The following is a 17,854-nucleotide window of genomic DNA, read 5'->3' as shown; positions in this document are numbered from 1 at the left end:
GGGCGCGCCCTGACCTGCGAATTTCTTTTACTGAACGGATGTACAGGGCAAAACCCTTGCCGATCCTGACCGGAACTGTTTTATCTTATATAAGTCTTGGTCTCTCTCCGCAGGATGCTTGCGCCGCATGGACGTTCCAGGTTACCGCCCCCTCTACCGGCAGGTCTACGACATCATCGTCGCCAAGGTGGCCGAAGGCGTGTGGCGGCCGGGGGAGGCCATTCCCAGCGAGCATGCCCTGGCCCGCGAGCTGGGCGTCAGCCAGGGCACCATGCGCAAGGTGCTGGATGCGCTGACGGCGGAAAAGCTGCTGGTCCGCCACCAGGGCAAGGGCACCTTCATCGCGGAGAATACCCAGGAACGCTCCCTGTTCCGCTTCTTCCGCATGGTGCGGCCGGGTGGCGAGCGGGTGACGCCCGGCATGGGGGAGCAGAGCGTTAAGGTGCGCGCCGCCCGCGTCGCCGACCAGCAGAAGCTGGATCTGGCCAAGGGCACCAAGGTGGTGGAAATCAGCCGCGTCCGCCTGATCGATGGCAAGCCCACGGTGCGGGAAACGATCATCCTGCCCTCGGCCCTGTTCCCCAAGATCGAGGAACGGATGCCGCTGCCCAACACGCTCTATTCGCTGTACCAGACGGATTTCGGCATCAACATCATCTCCACCAGCGAGGAATTGCGGGCGGAGATCGCCACGGCGGATGACCAGCGCCTGCTGGCTGCCCCGGCTGGTGCCCCCATCCTGTGCATCGACCGCGTGGCCCTGTCGCTGCAGGACCGCAAGGTGGAATGGCGCATCAGCCGCGTCCATGCCCGCGACCTGTCCTATGCGGTGACGTTGAGCTGATCCGTCAGAGCACGGATGCCGCCGCCAACGCCCGGAACTTCGCAACCTGCGCCTCTACCCAGGCCGCATCCCGGCCCAACTCCGCTGCCAACACCGCTGCCACGGCGGGCGCCGCTTCAGCCGCGGCACGTGCATCCAGCAGCAGGGACCGTGTGCGCCGCGACAGCACATCCTCCACCGTGCGGGCCATCAGGTGGCGGGCGGCATAGGCGGCTTCCCCCAGGAAATAGGGCAGGTCGGGATGCATCGGTGCGTCCCAGCCGGGCTGTTCGGCCAGGACGGCCCGCACCAGGGGCGCGTCGGCACCATAGGGGAAAAGCGGGTCGGTCATCCCGCTGCGTTCCTTCCAGCCATGCAGGTGCAGATGCGCCGTGGGGCAGGGGACGGGGGTCAGGCCGCCAGTGCGCGCGGCGGCGTCCACCGTCTGTTCCGCCATCTCGCGGTACGTCGTCCATTTGCCGCCGGTGATGGTGACCAGCCCGCTGTCCGACACCATCAGCACATGGTCGCGCGGCACGGCCGACGTGCCGGACGCGCCCTTCACCTTGACCAGCGGCCGGATGCCGGTGAACACCGACAGCACGTCGGACCGGGCCGGTGCCCGCTTCAGGTAGTGGGCGGCATGGGATAAGAGGAATTCGATCTCGCTTTCCAGCGCGTGCGGTTCCAGGCTGGCGGTCGGGATCGGCGTGTCGGTGGTGCCCACGATTGTGCGGCCCAGCCAGGGCAGCACGAACAGCACCCGCCCGTCCGCCGTCTTGGGGATCAGGATGGCGTCGTCACCGGCCAGGAACGATGCGTCCAGCACCAGATGCACGCCTTGGCTCAACGCCAGACCTTCGGCCAGGTCGGGCCGGTCCATGTGGCGGATTTCATCCATGAAGATGCCGGCGGCATTGACGACGGCCTTGGCCTTGATCTGGTAATCCGTGCCCGTCTCCATGTCGCGGGCGGTGACGCCGGCGATCCGGCCGTCCTGTTTCAGCAGGCCGGTGACGCGGGTATAGTTCAGCAGGGTGGCGCCATGGTCGGCGGCACTGGCGGCGATGGTGATGGCCAGGCGGCTGTCATCGAACTGGCCATCATAATAAAGGATGCCGCCGCGCAAATTCTCGTCCCGGACCGTGGGCAGGCGCCGCAGTACGTCTGCGCGCGACAGCAGGCGCGACCGGCCCAGCCCCAGCTTTCCGGCCAGCAGATCATAGGCGAACAGGCCGATGCCATAGAACGCCATGTCCCACCAGCGATAGCAGGGCACGACGAAGCCCTGACGCCGCGTCACCTGCGGCGCGTTGGCCAGCAGCCGCCCGCGCTCATGCAGGGCATGGCGGACCAGATGGATATTGCCCTGCGCCAGATAGCGCACGCCGCCATGCACCAGCTTGGTGGCGCGTGACGAGGTGCCCTTGGCGAAATCATGGCCTTCCAGCAACAGGGTGCGATAGCCGCGCGCCGCCGCATCCAGGGCCGTGCCCAGGCCCGTGGCGCCGCCGCCGATGATGACGATGTCCCATTCGATATTCCGTGCCAGAAGCGCCAGTCCGGCCGCGCGATCCAGTCCCATGCTCATGCCGCCCATCCGCGTGATTTCTCCAGCGCCTTGGTCCATCGATCATAGAGCCTATCACGCGCTGCCGGCTGCATCCCCGGTTCGAACCGGCTTGCCAGTTTCCAGGTGGCGCGGATCTCATCACGGTCCTGCCAGACGCCGGTGGCCAGGCCGGCCAGATAGGCGGCACCCAGTGCCGTTGTCTCCGACACGCGCGGCACTTCCACCGGCACGCCCAGCAGGTCGGCCTGGAACTGCATCAGGAAGCCATTGCCCACGGCCCCGCCATCGGCGCGCAGCTCGGTCAGGGCGATGCCGGTCTGCGCCTCGATGGCGCGGACCACATCGCGGGTCTGATAGGCCATGGCCTCCAGCGCGGCGCGTGCCAGATGCGCCCGGCCGGTGCCGCGCGTCAGCCCGGCGATCAGGCCGCGCGCATAGGGGTCCCAGTGCGGGGCGCCCAGGCCGGTCAATGCGGGGACGAAATAGACCCCGTCATTATCCGGGATGGACCGGGCCAAGGCTTCGGTCTCCGCCGCCGCCGCGATCAGGCCCAGCCCGTCACGCAGCCATTGCACCGCCGCACCGGTCACGAAGATCGCGCCTTCGAGTGCATATTCCAACGGCTGGTCGCCGATGCGCCAGGCGACGGTGGACAAGAGCGGACCGGGATCGCGCAGGGTGCTGGCCCCGGTATGCATCAAGAGGAAGGAGCCGGTGCCATAGGTGTTCTTGGCCAATCCCGGCCCATGACAGGCCTGGCCGAACAGGGCCGCCTGCTGGTCCCCCGCCACGCCGGCGATGGGAATGCCGGCCGTGCCCAGGAACCCGCCTTCGGTCGTGTGGCCCAGGATGGCGGAAGACGAGCGCACTTCCGGCAGCCCCCTGGCCGGCACCTCCATCAGGGCCAGCAGTTCATCATCCCAGGCACCGGCATGGATATCGAACAGCTGGGTACGGGCGGCGTTGGACGGGTCGGTGACATGGGCGGTGCCACCTGTCAGGTTCCAGATCAGCCATGTATCAATGGTGCCGAACAGGATGTCGCCCTTCTCCGCGCCCGCGCGCAGGCCGGGCACGTTTTCCAGCAGCCAGCGCAGCTTGGTGGCGGAGAAATAGGGATCGATCACCAGACCGGTTTTCGCCCGGACCCTCTCCGTCACACCTGTGCGGGAGCGGAGTTCATCACAGAAGGGGGCGGTGCGCCGGTCCTGCCAGACGATGGCGCGGTGGGCGGGCTCGCCCGTATGCCGGTTCCAGGCCAGCACCGTTTCGCGCTGGTTGGTGATGCCGATGGCTTTCAGGTCGCGGGGGGAGAGGCCGGCGGCCTTCAGGGCGCGCGATGCCGTGTCCAGGGTAACCCGCCAGATCTCCGCCGCGTCATGTTCCACCCAGCCGGCCTGCGGGTAATGCTGGGTGAACTCGGCATAGGCGCGGCCTGCGATATGGGTTTCGCGGTCAAAAACGATGACCGTGGTCCCGGTCGTGCCCTGGTCGATGGCCAGGATATGGTCAACCATGTCGTGCTCCCCTAACTCACCGTTTCTTCCCGCAGCGTCTTGCGCGCCATCCAGAATAGGGTGGAAGCCAGGAAGCCGAACAGGGTGAAGATCACCAGCGACCAGCGCACCCCCTCCGCCCGCCCAAGGCCGAACGGCCCGCTCAACAGGTCCGACACGACGCCCACGCCCAGCGGCCCCAGGCCCAGCCCCACCAGATTGATGATCAGCAGCAGCACGGCCGTGGCCGTGGCGCGGGTCTGCGGGCGCACCAGCCCCTGCACGGCGGCATAGCCCGGCCCGTACCACAGCGTGTTCAGCACCGGCGGAAAAGCCAGCATGGCCAGGGCCAGGGTCGTGTCCTGCACCGTCAGCCCGACCATGTAAAAGGGGATGCCCAGCGCCGTGGACACGGCCGGGATGGACATATAGGCGCGCAGATCCTTGGCCCCATGCTTGTCGGCCAGGAACCCGCCCAGCCAGGTGCCCACCGCCCCGGTCAGGCCCAGGATCAGGCCCAGCGCCACGCCCAGGAACCCGGCCACGCCCAGCCCGAAGGCGTCCGCCATCTCCGCCAGCGGGGCGGCATGGTTGCGGAAGAAGAAGGGGCCCAGGAAACTGGCGGCACCATAGCCGATGAAGGCCTTGATGGCGGCGCCGAAGGCGATCAGCCAGAAGGCGCGCTTGCCCTTCAGTTCCACCAGCGCCTCGCGCAGGCTGGGGGCCGCCGCGCGTCGGGCCGCCAGATCGGCGGTCAGCATCTGCCGGCGCGGCTCCCGCAAGGTCAAGGCGGCGACGATGGCCATCAGCACGCCGGGCGCACCCGCCACCAGGAAGGCCATGCGCCAGCCCCAGGCATCACCGATCAGCCCACCCAGCACCATGCCGAACAGGCCGCCCAAGGGCGTGCCCAGCGAATAGAAGGCCAGGGCCGATGCCCGCCTTTCCCGTGGAGTATAGTCGCTGATCAGCGAATGGGCGGGCGGGGTGCAGCCGGCCTCGCCCACGCCGACCCCGACGCGGCATGCCACCAGCTGGACGAAATTCTGCGCCATGCCGCACAGCATGGTGAAGCCGCTCCAGGTGCCCACCGCGGCGGCGATGATCAGCGGTCGGTTGCCGCGTTCGGCCACCCGCGCGATGGGGATGCCCAGCACCGTGTAGAACAGGGCGAAGGCCAGGCCGGTCATCACGCCCAGCTGCCAGTCGGCTAGGTGCAACTCGTTCCTGATCGGTTCGGCCAGGATGGCGACGATCTGCCGGTCCAGGAAGTTCAGGATATAGATGACCAGCAGCACCCACAGCGCGTAGCGGCGATAGCCGTCGGTGACGGGCGGTGGCATTTGCGGGGCGGCCTTCGCCCCGGCGCTATTCGTCTGCACAACTGCTCCTCCCTATTTTTTTCTCCCCCTTTTCCGTCATCCCGGCGCCAAGACGGGACCCAGGGGCCAAGCGCCCGACCTTATCGGCGGCGTTGATCGACGCAGCGTCGAGGTCCGAGCCAGTGGCCCCTGGGTCCCGGCTTTCGCCGGGATGACGGGGGAATTCAAGTTGGGGTTACCCCATCAGTTCGATCCAACCCAATACGAACAGCGCGATGAAGGCGGTTTCGGCCACCACCAGGATGATGGCCGTGCGCCCCACCTCCATGATGTCCTTGGCCGAGGTCTTCATGCCGAGGGCGGCCACGGAAATCAGCAGCAGCCAGCGTGACAGTTCCGTCAGGACACCCGTCACCGGCACCGGTACCCAGCCCATGCCATTCAGGAAGGCCAGCACGACGAAGCCGATCAGGAAGCCGGGCAGGGGGGTGACCTTGGCATCGCCATCCGCCGCCGTACGCCGCCGGGCGGCCAGCAGGGTGATGGCGACCACCACGGGCAGCAGCATGGCCACCCGCATCAGCTTCACCACCGTCGCCGTGTCGCCGGCCTGCGGCGACTGGCTGTAGCCCGCACCCACCACCTGCGCCACGTCATGGATCGATCCGCCGAAGAACCGTCCCGCCGCCGCCGCGTCCAGCCCCAGCCAGCCACCGATGGCCGGATAGGCCAGCATGGCCATGGTCGATAGGCTGGTGATGCAGGCGATGACCACGACGGTGTCGCGCTCGCTGTCCCGGCGGGGCCAGGCGGCGGCGATGGCCATGGCGGCGGACGCTCCGCAGATGCCCACCGCTCCGCCCGACAGCACCCCGAACCGTCCGCCGACCCCCGTCAGCTTTGACAGGACCCAGCCGAAACCGATGGTCAGCGGCACGGCACAGACCACCATGGCCGCCGTGGACCAACCCAGCTCCCCCACTTGCGCAAAGGTGATGCGCAGGCCCAGCAGCGCCACGGAGATGCGCAGCAGGGTGCGGGCCGACAGCGTGATGCCGGGCGCATAGCGCGGTTCCCCCGGCAGGGTGTTCAGCGCCATGCCCAGCAGCAGGGCGAAGACCATCGAGGGCGCATTGTAATGGTCGGACAGGTATGTCGCCGCCAGCGCCACGACGATGGTGGCGATCAGGCCGGGCACCATTGTGCGGGCCTGTTGCATCCTGTCCCTCATCGATGGCGCGGCGATGGCTTCACTCATGCGCCCAGTTCCTCCAGCACGGCGCGGGCCGTCACCTCGCTGACCCGCGCATTGCTCTCGTCCGTGACGCCGGCAATATGCGGGGTGAGGATCAGGTTGGGCACGCCCTGGAACATCGCGCCCGACGCGGCCGTCACCGGTTCGGTGGCGAATACATCCAGGGCGGCACCGCCCAGCCGGCCTTCGACCAGGGCAGCGCACAAGGCCTCCTCATCCACCACACCGCCGCGGGCGGCGTTGATCAGGATAGACCCCTTCTTCATGCGGGCGATGGCGGCGGTGTCGATGATGTTGGTGGTGGACGGGGTCAGGGGCACGTGCAGGCTGACCACGTTGGCCGTTTCCAGCAGGGTTTCCAGCGACTGCCGTTCCACCTGCACCCAGGCCGGGTGGCGTTCGGGCAAATGCGGATCATAGGCGGCGATGGAGAAGCCCAGCGCGCGGGCCTTCTGTGCCGTCAGCCGGGCGATGGCGCCATAGCCGATCAGGCCCAGCCGCTTGCCCGCCCCCTCTCGCCCCATCAGGTCGGTGCGCGGCCATTCACCGGCCGCCACGCGGGCCGACGCGAACCAGGATTTGCGCAGCAGCATCAGGGCGGCGGTGATCACATATTCGGCCACCGCCAGATCGTTGGCCCCCGTGGCGGGCCGCACCTTGACATTGCGGGCGGCGCACGCCGCCATGTCGATATTGTCCAGCCCCACGCCCAGGCGGCCCACGACCTTCAGCTTGGGCGCCTTGTCCAGCAGCGCTTGGCGCACCTGGGTGCGGTTGCGGACGATGAGGGCGCTTGCATCGGCCAATGCTGTGGCCAGCCGGTCGGGCTGGTCCACCAGCCGGGGATCATACAGCACGTCGCGGCCCGCCAACACATTGGCGATGGCATCCTCGTCCATGAATTCGGTGATGACGATGTCGGGCATGGGTGGCTCTCATTTGGATGTCAAGATGCACATTCACCTTCTTCTCAATCGCCTTCCCGGCGAAAGCCGGGACCCAGCGCCCGACCTTGCAGCCGCTTTGTTCAACGCAGTGTTGAGGTCTGATCTTGTGGCCCCTGGGTCCCGGCTTTCGCCGGGAAGGCGGGAAAGGAAGTGCAGTGTCGAGCTATACCAGCCCCAAAATCTCCGCATGCAGGGCCGCCGGGATCGTCACCCCTTCCGCGGCTGCCTTGGCCCGCAGCGCCAGCCTGCGGTCGCCCGGCAGGCGGGCCGGGGCCTGGCCCTCTACGGTCAGCAGCATCTGCGCCATGTGCCCGGCATAGCCCCCGCCGCCGAACCGCGCGGGGTCCAGCACGATCAGCAACTGGCCCAGATCGGGCGGACCGCCATCGCCATCGAAGAAGCCGCTGGCGTTCCAGCCGAAATTGCCGCCGACCAGGGCCGCACAGATCACCTCGATCATCAGGGCCAGCGCCGCCCCCTTGGCCCCGCCGATGGGCAGCAGCGATCCGGCCAGCGCGGCCTTGGCGTCGGTGGTCGGATTGCCATCGCCGTCCAGGGCCCAGCCTTCGGGGATCGGCTTGCCGGCCTTGCTGGCCGCCATGATCTTGCCGCGGGCGGCCACCGACAAGGCCATGTCGATGACCAGGGGTGCTCGGCCGGGCATTGGGGCGGCAAAGGCGATGGGGTTGGTGCCCATCAGCGACCGCCGGCCGTCGGGCAGGGCCATGGCGGCGGGTGTGTTGGCAAAGGCGATGGCGACCAGCCCATGGTCGGCCAGCCGCTCCACATGCCGCCCGGCCTGGCCGAAATGGTGGGACCGGTGGATGGCGGCCGCGGCAACGCCGGTCTTCGCCACCAGCGGCACTAGCCGTTCGATGGCCAGATCGACGGCGGGATAGGCGAACCCATGGCCCGCATCAATGCGCACCCCGGCCTCCCCCGCCGCGACGGCCACCGGCACGGCATTGCCATCCACCTTCCCGACCCGCGCGTGCAGCGTGTAGGAGGGAACACGGGAAAGGCCGTGCCCGGCCTGCCCATCCACCTCCGCCGCCACCAGCGCGGACGCCGTTGCCGCCGCACTGGCCGGGGCGACGCCGGCCTTGACCAGCGCGCCTGCGGCCAGACGGTGGGCCTCTTCCAGGCTGAGCGTGATCGTGCTCATGCCGACCGGTACAGCTTGGTCATGACGAACTCCCGATGCCCCAGCGCCTCGGCCGCTGTCAGGCGACCGTTGGACGTGCGGGCGATCATGTCGATCAGGGCGTCGCCCGCCTGATCGATGGTCATATCACGGCGCACGATGCCGGACACGTCCACGTCCACATGCTCGCTCATCAACCGGACCGTGCGCGGGTTGCCGGTGATCTTGATGACCGGCATGATCGGGTTGCCGATGACATTGCCCTGGCCGGTGGGGAAGCAATGGACGACATAGCCGGCGGCGGCCTGCAGGGTGCAGCACTCGGCGGCGGCCGATGAGGTGTCCATGAAATAGAGACCCGGTCCCTTGGCCGGCGCCTCGGCCGGTTCCAGCACGTCGATATAGCTGGTCTTCTTGCCGATCTTCTCCAGGTTGCCCAGGGCCTTTTCCTCGATCGTCGTCAGGCCACCGGCGATATTGCCCTTGGTCGGCTGGCTGTCGGACAGGTCGGAGGTCTTGTGCGCCTCGATCACGTCATCCTGATAGGATTGCCAGGTCTTCATGAACTTGGCAGCGACTTCCGGGCTGGCGGCGCGGGCGGCGGCCAGATGCTCGGCCCCGGTCAGCTCCGACGTCTCGCCGAAGCAGCCATAGAGGCCCAGTTCCACCATCTTGTCGTACATGTTGCCGACGGTGGGGCACGACGCCAGACCGGTGGTCGTGTCGCTTTCCCCGCACTTGGCGGCGACCCAGACTTCCGACAAGGGACACTCGGTCCGGACCAGCTCCGACGCCCATTGCGAGAACTCCTTGGCCTTGCGGCTGGCGGACGCAACGGTGGCAATGTCGCCATTGCCCTCGATCCAGAAGCCGGCAACCGGCTTGCCCGTGGCGGCGATGCCGTCCACCACCTTCTGGGTCCAGCCTTCCTCAATCCCGATCACGACGCAGGCCGCGACGTTCGGGTTGGCGCCGGTGCCGATGATGGTGCGGAAATGCAGGTCCAGATCGGCGCCGAATTGCAGGCGGCCATAGGAATGGGGCAGGGCGATGGTGCCCTGGATATGGGCGGCCACCGCCTCGCATGCCGCGTTGGAGATGTCGTCCAGCGGCAGGATGGCGACATGGTTGCGCACACCGACGCGGCCATTTTCGCGGCGGTAGCCCCAGATCTTGAGATCAGCGTAATTCATGATCCGGGTTTCCTTACCAGCGCTTGGTTTTCAGATTGTGGGTATGGACATGGGCACCCTTGGCGATGGGCTGCACCACCTTGCCGATATCCTCGCCATATTTGACGACGGTGTCGCCGACCGCGAAATCGCGTAGCGCCACCTTGTGCCCGATCTGGACATCCTGGTTCACGACTGTACGGAACTCGCTGTTGTCCTGGGTCACGACGCACAGCATGTCGGTGCCGGCCGTCAGCCCTTCCACGACGACGACGCCGACATTGTCGGCCCGGTCATGGACCAGAAGATGTGGTGCGCCCACTTGGTGCCTCCCTTCCTTCGTTGCAAGTCTGAAGTCTTATATAAGACACATAAGCCCACAATGAGATCGGCTTGGCAAGATGGGTTTTTGATGATTTTCAGGAATGGCTGTATTCTGCCGATTTTTGCGTTGACTTTGCCCATCAAAGCGCCCCTGATGTCAGCGGTCTTATATAAGAGCTGGTGATATGAGCAACCCGCCATCCGACCCGAAACGCCCCCTGCGCAGTGCCCGCTGGTTTGCGTCATCCGACATGCGCGGCTTTGCGCACCGGCAGCGGACGCAGCAGATGGGGCTGCGGCGGGAAGAGTTCATGGACCGCCCGGTGATCGCCATCGTGAACACCTGGAGCGAGATGAGCCCTTGCCACATCCATCTGCGCGATGTGGCGGACGCCGTGAAGCGCGGGGTCTTGCTGGCCGGTGGCTATCCGGTGGAACTGCCGGCCTTGAGCGTGGGGGAGGTGATGGTGAAGCCCACCACCATGCTCTATCGCAATTTCCTGGCGATGGAGGTGGAGGAGCTGCTGCGATCCCACCCCATCGACGGGGCGGTGCTGCTGGGCGGGTGCGACAAGTCCACGCCAGGGCTGCTGATGGGCGCGATCAGCGCCGGGCTGCCGGCCATTTACTGCCCCGCCGGCCCCATGGCCAACGGGCAATGGCGCGGCACCAAGACCGGGGCGGGCACGCATACCAAGAAATACTGGGATGAACTCCGGGCCGGAAACATCACGCCGGTCGACTGGCTGGACCTGGAATCGCGGATGACGCGGTCCATCGGCACCTGCAATACCATGGGCACGGCATCGACCATGACCGGCATCGCCGATGCCATGGGCATGACATTGCCCGGCGCCTCGTCGATCCCGGCCGTGGATAGCGGGCATCGCCGCATGGCCTCGCTGTGCGGTGAACGCATCGTCGCGATGGTGGCGGAGGATCTGACGCCCGCCAAGATCCTGACCCGCGATGCCTTCATGAACGGTGTCACCGTCTATATGGCGCTGGGCGGATCGACCAATGCCGCCATCCATATGATCGCCATGGCCGGCCGTGCGGGGGTGGCGTTGTCGCTGGACGATCTGGCCGATGCCGCCAGATGCATTCCGGTCTGCGCCAACCTGTTCCCATCGGGCAATGCGCTGATGGAGGATTTCTTCTTCGCCGGCGGGATGAAGGCGTTGCTGTGGAAGCTGCGCGATCATCTGAAACTCGATTGCCTGACCGTGACCGGCCGGACGCTGGGGCAGGAGATTTCGGATACGGAATGTTACGATGACGATATCATCCGCGATACGTTCAACCCCGTCGTACCGCTGGAACGCGGCGCCACCCTGGCGCTGCTGCGCGGCAACCTCTGTCCCGACGGGGCGGTGATGAAATCATCCGCCGCCGATCCGCGCCTGCTGCACCATACCGGCCGGGCCATCGTCTTCGACGGCAACGCCCAGATGCTGGCGGCCATCGATGATCCGGACCTGGATATCGATGCCGACAGCGTCATCATTCTGCGCAATGGCGGGCCGGTGGGCGCGCCCGGCATGCCGGAATGGGGCAACCTGCCCATTCCGAAAAAGCTGCTGGCCCAGGGGGTGCGCGACATGGTGCGCATTTCCGATGCCCGCATGTCGGGCACCCATTACGGCGCCTGCATCGTGCATGCCGCACCGGAGGCGGCGGTGGGCGGGCCCCTGGCGCTGGTGCAGACCGGTGACCTGATCCGCCTGGACGCCGTGGCCGGCACCCTGGATATGCTGGTGGACGAAGGTGAGTTGGCCCGCCGCCGGGCCGCCTGGACGCCGCCGCCCAATCCCTATGACCGATCCTACGCCGCCCTTTACCGCGCCCATGTCACCCAGGCGCCCAAGGGCTGCGATTTCGACTTTCTGGCCGGTACCGCCAAGGTGCCGGAACCGCCGATCTATTAAGGAAACGCTATCATGCATCCCCCCTTGAACCCGCTGAAGCGGCGGTTGGCCGATACATCCGCGCTGCTGACCGGCAGCTGGCTGATGTCGGGCGCGCCCAGCACAGCCGAGGCCATGGGTTATTGCGGTTTCGACTTCCTGGTGGTGGACATGGAGCATGTCTCCATCGAGATGCCGGACCTGGCCAATATCCTGCGCGCCATCGAATGCACCCCGGCACAGGCGATCGTGCGCCTGGCCTGGAGCGATCAGGTGCTGGTCAAGCGTGTCATGGATGCCGGTGCCCGCACCCTGATGCTGCCCTTCATCGAGAATGCGGAAGAAGCGCGGGCCGCCGTGTCCTATACCCGTTATCCGCCGGATGGGGTGCGCGGCGTGGCGGCGGTGCATCGCGGGTCGCATTATGGGCGTGAGCCGGATTATCTTCGCCGCGCCAATGATGAGGTGGCGGTGATCCTGCAATTGGAAACGCCGGGGGCCGTGGCGCGGGCCGGCGAGATCGCCGCCGTCCCCGGCGTGGATGCCCTGTTCCTGGGGCCGGGCGATTTGTCGGCCGCCATGGGCCTGATCGGGCAGGTGGGGAACGAGAGTGTGCAGGCCAAGATCGCCGAAGCCGCCCAACGGGCAAGGCAAGCGGGCAAGCCCATCGGCATCGTTGGGCCGAACCCGGAGATGGTCAGGCGCTTCATCGATTACGGCTACAGCTTCGCCGCCGTGGCATCCGACATCGCCATGATGACCGGCCGGGCGGTGGAATGGCAGGCGGCGCTGCGCGGTCAGGCGCCGACGGTGCCGGTCGTGACCGGTCCCTACTGACCATGGCGGGCATCGTCAGCCTGTCGGCGGGTTTGATGCGGGCGGAGGTCGCACCCGCCATCGGCGGTGCGCTGCTGTCGCTGACACGCGACGGCGTGCCCATCCTGCGACCCAGCCCGGTCGGCGCGACAGTTCGGCAGACCGCCTGCTATCCGATGCTGCCCTATGCCAACCGTATCGCCGATGGACGGTTCCTGTTCGCGATGCGCTGGCACCAGCTGCGCCGCAACACGCCGGACATCGCCCATCCCCTGCATGGGCTGGGCTGGCAGCGGCAATGGCATGTGGAGCAGCAGGGCGACGACCATGTCCGTCTGCGCCTGACGCACCGGCCGGCGGATGCGGGCGAGCAGGACTGGCCCTATGCCTTCACGGCGCATATGGAATACCGGCTGACCGACGCCGGGCTGGGGATCGGGTTGCAGCTGACCAATGACAGTCCCGGCATGGCACCGGCCGGCATGGGGCTGCACCCGTTCTTCCCGCGTGACGCCGGCACCATGTTGCGCTTCTCCGCCCTGTCCTATTGGCGCAGTGGTGCTGATGGGCTGCCGGAACGGGTGGTCATGCCGCTGGAGCCGGATTTCCGTCATGGGCGAATGCTGGACGAAGCTGTCGTCGATGGCGACTTTCCCGGCTGGGCCGGCATCGCCCATGTCACCGGATCGGCGCCGGGCCTGCTGGTCAGCCTGCGCGCTGACCGGATTTTCGGAAGCTTGCGTGTTTATACGCCGGCCGGTCGCGACTTTTTCGCCGTGGAGCCCGTCACCCATGGCGCCAACGCCCTGAACCAGCCGGAACTGCCGGCGATGGCCATCCTGGCGCCGGGCACGTCCCTGTCCGGCACGGTATGCATCCATGCGGAGCCTTTAGCATGAGTGAGTTTACACCCGTCTTGCCGTTGCGCACGGCGCTGGGCGAAAGCCCGGTCTGGGATGGGGATAGCCTGTCCTTCGTCGATATCATGGGCAAGAAGCTGCACCGTTACCGTCCCGCCGATGGCGGGCTGTCCAGCCTGGACCTGCCCGAACATCCCGGCTGTGCGGTGCCCCTGGCCGGTGGCGGTTATGTCGTGGGCATGCGCACCGGCATCTTTCGGGTCGATGGCGATGGCACGGTTGGGCCGATGCTGGCCGCCAACCCCACCGATCCCGTCGATACCCGCTTCAATGATGGCCGCGTCGATCCTGCCGGCCATCTGGTGATCGGCACCATCGACGAGCCCAAGTCCGGATCGCGCGGCGGGCTGTACCGGCTGGAAAAGGGGGGATTGCGCCTTCTGTTCGGCGGGTTGCTGACCTCCAATGGCCTGGCCTTCTCCCCCGACGGGCGCACGCTCTATCATGCCGACACGCCGCGCTTTGCTGTGCATGCCTATGATTATGATGCGGCCAGCGGACAGGTGGCCAACAGGCGTCTGTTCGCACAGCTGGACCCCGACGCGCCGGACAGGGGACGGCCGGACGGGGCGGCGGTGGATATGGATGGCTGCTATTGGACCGCGCTTTATGCCGGCGGGCGGGTGCAGCGCTACGACCCCGACGGACGGCTGATGGCGGAATATCCGATCCCGGCCCGCTGTCCCACCATGCCCTGTTTCGGCGGGGCGGACCGCAGGACGCTGTATGTGACCAGCGTCGGGACCGGCTTTGATAGTCCTCAGGATGGTGCCCTGTTCGCCATGCCCGTGGATGTCGCCGGCCTGCCCCATACCCCTTGTGACCCGGAGAGAATGCCATGAGCGTGCGGTACCATAGCCTGGAGGGACGTTCCGTCCTGATCACCGGCGGCGCATCGGGCATCGGCGCGGCCATGGTGGCGGCGTTTGCCGCCCAGGGCGCACAAGTCAGCTTCATCGATATCGATGAAGCGGCGGGGGCGGCCATGGCGGCGCACACCGGTGCCCGCTTCGTGGCCTGCGACATCACCGATATCGCCGCCCTGCGCGCCGCCATCGCCGATATCGAACAGGCGAGCGGTGGCATCGGCGTGCTGGTCAACAATGCCGGCAAGGATGACCGGCAGCCGGTGGATAGCGTGGAGCCGGAAAGCTGGCGGCGCATGCTGGCGCTCAACCTGGATCATCAGTTCTTCGCCGCCCAGGCCGTGGCGCCGGCCATGCTGGCGCGGGGCACCGGGTCGATCATCATGCTGGGCAGCATCTCCTGGATGCGCGGGCGGCCGGGCATGGTCAGCTACACCACGTCCAAGGCCGCCATCAACGGTCTGACCCGCACCCTGTCACGCGAATATGGGCCGGGCGGCGTGCGGGTGAACTGCATCGTGCCGGGGGCGATCCTGACCGACCGGCAGGCCGCCCTGTGGCTGACGCCGGAACTGAACCAGCAATTCATCGACCTGCAGGCCCTGAAATTCCGGCTGACGGCCGATCATGTGGCGGCCATGGCCCTGTTCCTGGCATCGGATGAAAGTGCCGGCTGCACCGGGGCCAATTTCATGGTCGATGCCGGCCTGACCCAGAATTAGCCCAGTTGCACCAGTTCCACCAACGTCCCGTCCGGTGCGCGCAGCGTGCCGGTCAGGTGGCCGCCATAGACCGGCCCATCGCGGCGCACGGGCGGGGTGATCCAGTCGCCCTGGACCGTGGCAAGGTCGGGGTGTGACAGGGTGCAGATGGCGATGCCCGGCGGCAACTGGCCCGCATGGGCCGGGCGCGGGGTGGCGGCCGGGGGATATTGGTCCAGTTCCAGGAAAATGTCGCGGCCATGCACGATGGTGCTGATCCGGTGACGCTGATCCGCCGGCATGTCGAAGGCCGCCGACAGCATCGTATAGGGGATGTCCAGCCGCTCCCCCAGCGGCAGGCCCAGTGTCGTCTCGAACCAGGCGATGCTGGTTTCCATGTCGGAACAGGCCAGGACCAGGATGAACAGCCTGTCGATCGGACTGGCGGCCCGTGGCAGGTCGAAGGCGGGCAGGTTGCTGTTGATCTGGGTCAGAAAGACGATCTCCCCATCCGGTCCCTTCACCTGCATCGGGTGGATGGTGGGCAACCCGTCATTCCGGCGCGGCGGGCCGATGATGTCGAACGGGCTGACCAGCATCCGTTCATTCACCGCCATCACATCCTGCACGCAGATTTCCAGGGCGGCCCAGCCATGGGTGCGCAGCGGCCGGTAGTCGGGGACCGGATCGCCGGCCACGAAACGCAGGAAGATATCCGCCCCGCTGGCCGGCCGTGCGATCACATAGGCCCGGCCGGCACTGGCCGGACATCCCCAGGCGGCAGCCAGGTCGGCGGACAGGCCCCCACGCTCGACGATGGTGTAATCCAGCCATTGCCCATAGCGGGCGGCACTGGCCTCGGGATCCGCGACCGTCAGGGTGGCGGCGCGCAACAGCTTCATCGGGCCAGTTCCTCGGCGATATTCTCGCTGCTGTCATCGCTGGCGGCGATGGCTTCGGCCTCCTGCTGCACGACGCGCAGCACGCGGGCCAGGAATTCCTGGTTCCACAGGCCGCGTTCCGCCGCCTCCGCCTTGGTCGGACTGAATCCGTCAATCTCCGTGCGGGTCACCAGCCCCTTGGCGGCCAGCAACCGTTCCAGCGTGTCCAGGCGCTGGCGGGTGACCACCAGCTCGCCGGCCAGCGACATGGCGATGGCCATGGCGCGTTCCGCCTCCCAGCTTTCCAGGAAACGCGGGCGCTTGCCCGTGGGTTTGGCCGATGAACCGGCCAAGGCCTGCTGGATCGACATCACATCCCCTCCTTGCGGGCACCCACCAGATGCCAGGCCGCCTTGCGGCCGTAATCCTCACCCGTATCCTCGGCGGCGTCGGGGAAGATGGTCTTGTCCACCACCGCCGTCACGCCGGCATGGATCAGGCTGTCGCGCGGGAAGCCGGCCTGCACCATCCAGGTGTCCAGGTCCGCCTCATGCATCTTGGTCCAGAAGGGCTCGGCATTGTAGAACGCGTCCCAGTCGCGCATCGCCTGTTCGAACAGCGGCATGTCCGGGCCATATTGCGGCTGTTCGACATGCAGCACGATACCGCCCGGCGCCAGCAGCCGGTGCGTTTCCTTGAAGATGCGCTGCATGGAGCCATAGCTGGTCTCATGCAGGAACATGGTGGTCTGCACCCAGTCGAAACTGCCATCGGCGAATTGCGGCAGGCTTTCCACGCTGGCCTGGACGAAGCGGATATTGTCCACCCCCAGGCTTTTGGCCCGCGCCAGACCATAGCGCAGCATGGGCGCGCCGACATCCACGGCCACGACCTCCGCATCCGGGAAGGCCTGGGCGATGGGCAGGACGCTGTGTCCCAGGCCACATCCCAGGTCGATGATGCGCTTGGGGTGGAAGTCCGGCAGGTTGCGTTTCACCCAGCGGGCCACGGCCTGGCCGCCGCCATCCGACCATTGGCCCAGCATGCCGCCGGTGGTGGCGAACAGGCCACAATCATAATTGGCGGCATTGGCCACGTCGCCGGGGCCATATTCGGTGTGATAGCTGCCGGGCATGCAATGATGGTCGATGGCCGCCACATAGCGCGGCAGCGTCAGCGACGGGTCAAGGGTCAGGCGCGGATCACCGTCGGTCAATGCTGCCGCACGCGCTGCCAGCTCCTCGCGCTGGCGCAGGGTCACCCAGCGGCCGGCCTGCTGGCGCATCTCCATGGTGTTGCGGCGCAGCGCCGACCAGAGCTGCCAGTACGGGTCCTTGACCAGGGCGCGGCGCACCTGATGGCGGTCGGTGAAGCTTTTGCCGGGTGCCACCCGCGCGTCGAATGCGGTTTTCACGCCGGGCATCACCCGGCTGGCCAGATGGCGGTTCATATGGGCCAGGAAATTGAACCGCTCAACCTCGTCATGCGACAATTGCGGGAAGATGCCATGGCGGCCCACGGCCCGGTAATCGGGCGGGCCGTCATAGGCTGCAATGGGGGCGGCCGCGGGCTTTCCTGAACCGTCCATGGTCTTCATCCTTCTGCTGTCCCGGACGCCCAGCTTAGTGCCCGCTTCACCGCCGCGCTCCCTATCCGATGGCCGATCTCCACCACGCGGACGCGGACCAGCCGCATCTGGACCAACCG

17 protein-coding genes are annotated in these 17,854 nt (G+C 67.1%); 6 read left to right on the top strand and 11 right to left on the bottom strand.

From position 1 onward, the window contains the following. Positions 1-127: 127 nt before the first annotated feature. Positions 128-844: a GntR family transcriptional regulator gene (locus AC1Q7F_RS05585; protein WP_492504653.1), complete on the top strand. Its 717-nt coding sequence runs from the start codon at positions 128-130 to the stop codon at positions 842-844. 4 nt (positions 845-848) lie between these two features. Here AC1Q7F_RS05585 and AC1Q7F_RS05580 read toward each other — a convergent pair whose 3' ends face one another. The 8 genes from AC1Q7F_RS05580 to AC1Q7F_RS05545 form a co-directional block, all read right to left on the bottom strand. After that, a complete protein-coding gene (locus tag AC1Q7F_RS05580) occupies positions 849-2,414 on the bottom strand; it encodes a glycerol-3-phosphate dehydrogenase/oxidase (RefSeq protein WP_492504651.1) in 1,566 nt (521 codons plus the stop codon). After that, entirely contained in the window at positions 2,411-3,913 is a 1,503-nt protein-coding gene (glpK, locus tag AC1Q7F_RS05575; RefSeq protein ID WP_492504649.1) for a glycerol kinase GlpK, read from the bottom strand. Before glpK ends, AC1Q7F_RS05580 begins: the two co-directional genes overlap by 4 nt. A gap of 11 nt (positions 3,914-3,924) precedes the next feature. After that, positions 3,925-5,274, bottom strand: coding sequence for a spinster family MFS transporter (locus tag AC1Q7F_RS05570; RefSeq protein WP_492504647.1), 1,350 nt, complete (start codon positions 5,272-5,274; stop codon positions 3,925-3,927). 175 nt (positions 5,275-5,449) lie between these two features. Next, positions 5,450-6,472, bottom strand: coding sequence for a YeiH family protein (locus tag AC1Q7F_RS05565; RefSeq protein WP_492504645.1), 1,023 nt, complete (start codon positions 6,470-6,472; stop codon positions 5,450-5,452). Then, positions 6,469-7,395, bottom strand: a complete 927-nt coding sequence (locus AC1Q7F_RS05560) for a hydroxyacid dehydrogenase (RefSeq protein ID WP_492504643.1) — start codon at positions 7,393-7,395, stop codon at positions 6,469-6,471. The genes AC1Q7F_RS05565 and AC1Q7F_RS05560 overlap by 4 nt, the downstream gene beginning before the upstream one ends. A gap of 184 nt (positions 7,396-7,579) precedes the next feature. Further along, a complete protein-coding gene (locus tag AC1Q7F_RS05555; protein WP_492504641.1) occupies positions 7,580-8,581 on the bottom strand; it encodes an Ldh family oxidoreductase in 1,002 nt (333 codons plus the stop codon). Further along, on the bottom strand, positions 8,578-9,753 hold the full coding sequence (locus AC1Q7F_RS05550) for a UxaA family hydrolase (RefSeq protein WP_492504639.1): 1,176 nt from the start codon (positions 9,751-9,753) through the stop codon (positions 8,578-8,580). Before AC1Q7F_RS05550 ends, AC1Q7F_RS05555 begins: the two co-directional genes overlap by 4 nt. 13 nt (positions 9,754-9,766) lie before the next feature. Further along, the gene (locus AC1Q7F_RS05545; RefSeq protein WP_492504637.1) at positions 9,767-10,054 is read right to left on the bottom strand and encodes a UxaA family hydrolase; all 288 of its coding nucleotides are present in this window, start codon (positions 10,052-10,054) and stop codon (positions 9,767-9,769) included. 187 nt (positions 10,055-10,241) lie between these two features. On the opposite strand from AC1Q7F_RS05545, the gene araD reads away from it, so the two are divergent. The 5 genes from araD to AC1Q7F_RS05520 are packed head-to-tail and all read left to right on the top strand — an operon-like array spanning position 10,242 to position 15,287. Next, on the top strand, positions 10,242-11,984 hold the full coding sequence (araD, locus tag AC1Q7F_RS05540) for an L-arabinonate dehydratase (protein WP_492504635.1): 1,743 nt from the start codon (positions 10,242-10,244) through the stop codon (positions 11,982-11,984). Positions 11,985-11,996: 12 nt separating this feature from the next. Beyond that, a complete protein-coding gene (locus AC1Q7F_RS05535) occupies positions 11,997-12,800 on the top strand; it encodes an HpcH/HpaI aldolase family protein (RefSeq protein WP_492504633.1) in 804 nt (267 codons plus the stop codon). Continuing rightward, positions 12,740-13,678 carry an aldose 1-epimerase gene (locus tag AC1Q7F_RS05530; RefSeq protein ID WP_492504631.1) on the top strand — a complete coding sequence of 313 codons (939 nt, stop codon included), beginning with the start codon at positions 12,740-12,742 and terminating at the stop codon, positions 13,676-13,678. The genes AC1Q7F_RS05535 and AC1Q7F_RS05530 overlap by 61 nt, the downstream gene beginning before the upstream one ends. Then, a complete protein-coding gene (locus AC1Q7F_RS05525; RefSeq protein ID WP_492504629.1) occupies positions 13,675-14,541 on the top strand; it encodes an SMP-30/gluconolactonase/LRE family protein in 867 nt (288 codons plus the stop codon). The genes AC1Q7F_RS05530 and AC1Q7F_RS05525 overlap by 4 nt, the downstream gene beginning before the upstream one ends. Beyond that, complete coding sequence (locus AC1Q7F_RS05520) at positions 14,538-15,287, top strand: SDR family NAD(P)-dependent oxidoreductase (protein WP_492504627.1); 750 nt, start codon at positions 14,538-14,540, stop codon at positions 15,285-15,287. The genes AC1Q7F_RS05525 and AC1Q7F_RS05520 overlap by 4 nt, the downstream gene beginning before the upstream one ends. On the opposite strand, the gene AC1Q7F_RS05515 is transcribed toward AC1Q7F_RS05520, so the two are convergent. From AC1Q7F_RS05515 to AC1Q7F_RS05505, 3 genes are read right to left on the bottom strand one after another with little or no spacing between them, the layout of a single operon-like run. Further along, complete coding sequence (locus AC1Q7F_RS05515) at positions 15,284-16,168, bottom strand: VOC family protein (protein WP_492504625.1); 885 nt, start codon at positions 16,166-16,168, stop codon at positions 15,284-15,286. The genes AC1Q7F_RS05520 and AC1Q7F_RS05515 overlap by 4 nt on opposite strands. Then, entirely contained in the window at positions 16,165-16,518 is a 354-nt protein-coding gene (locus AC1Q7F_RS05510) for a hypothetical protein (RefSeq protein WP_492504623.1), read from the bottom strand. Before AC1Q7F_RS05510 ends, AC1Q7F_RS05515 begins: the two co-directional genes overlap by 4 nt. After that, positions 16,518-17,735: a class I SAM-dependent methyltransferase gene (locus tag AC1Q7F_RS05505; RefSeq protein WP_492504621.1), complete on the bottom strand. Its 1,218-nt coding sequence runs from the start codon at positions 17,733-17,735 to the stop codon at positions 16,518-16,520. The genes AC1Q7F_RS05510 and AC1Q7F_RS05505 overlap by 1 nt, the downstream gene beginning before the upstream one ends. Positions 17,736-17,854: the final 119 nt, after the last annotated feature.

Source organism: Niveispirillum sp. GW835-FHT14G11 (genome assembly GCF_058793615.1).
This window is presented reverse-complemented; position numbering and strand designations above follow the sequence as displayed.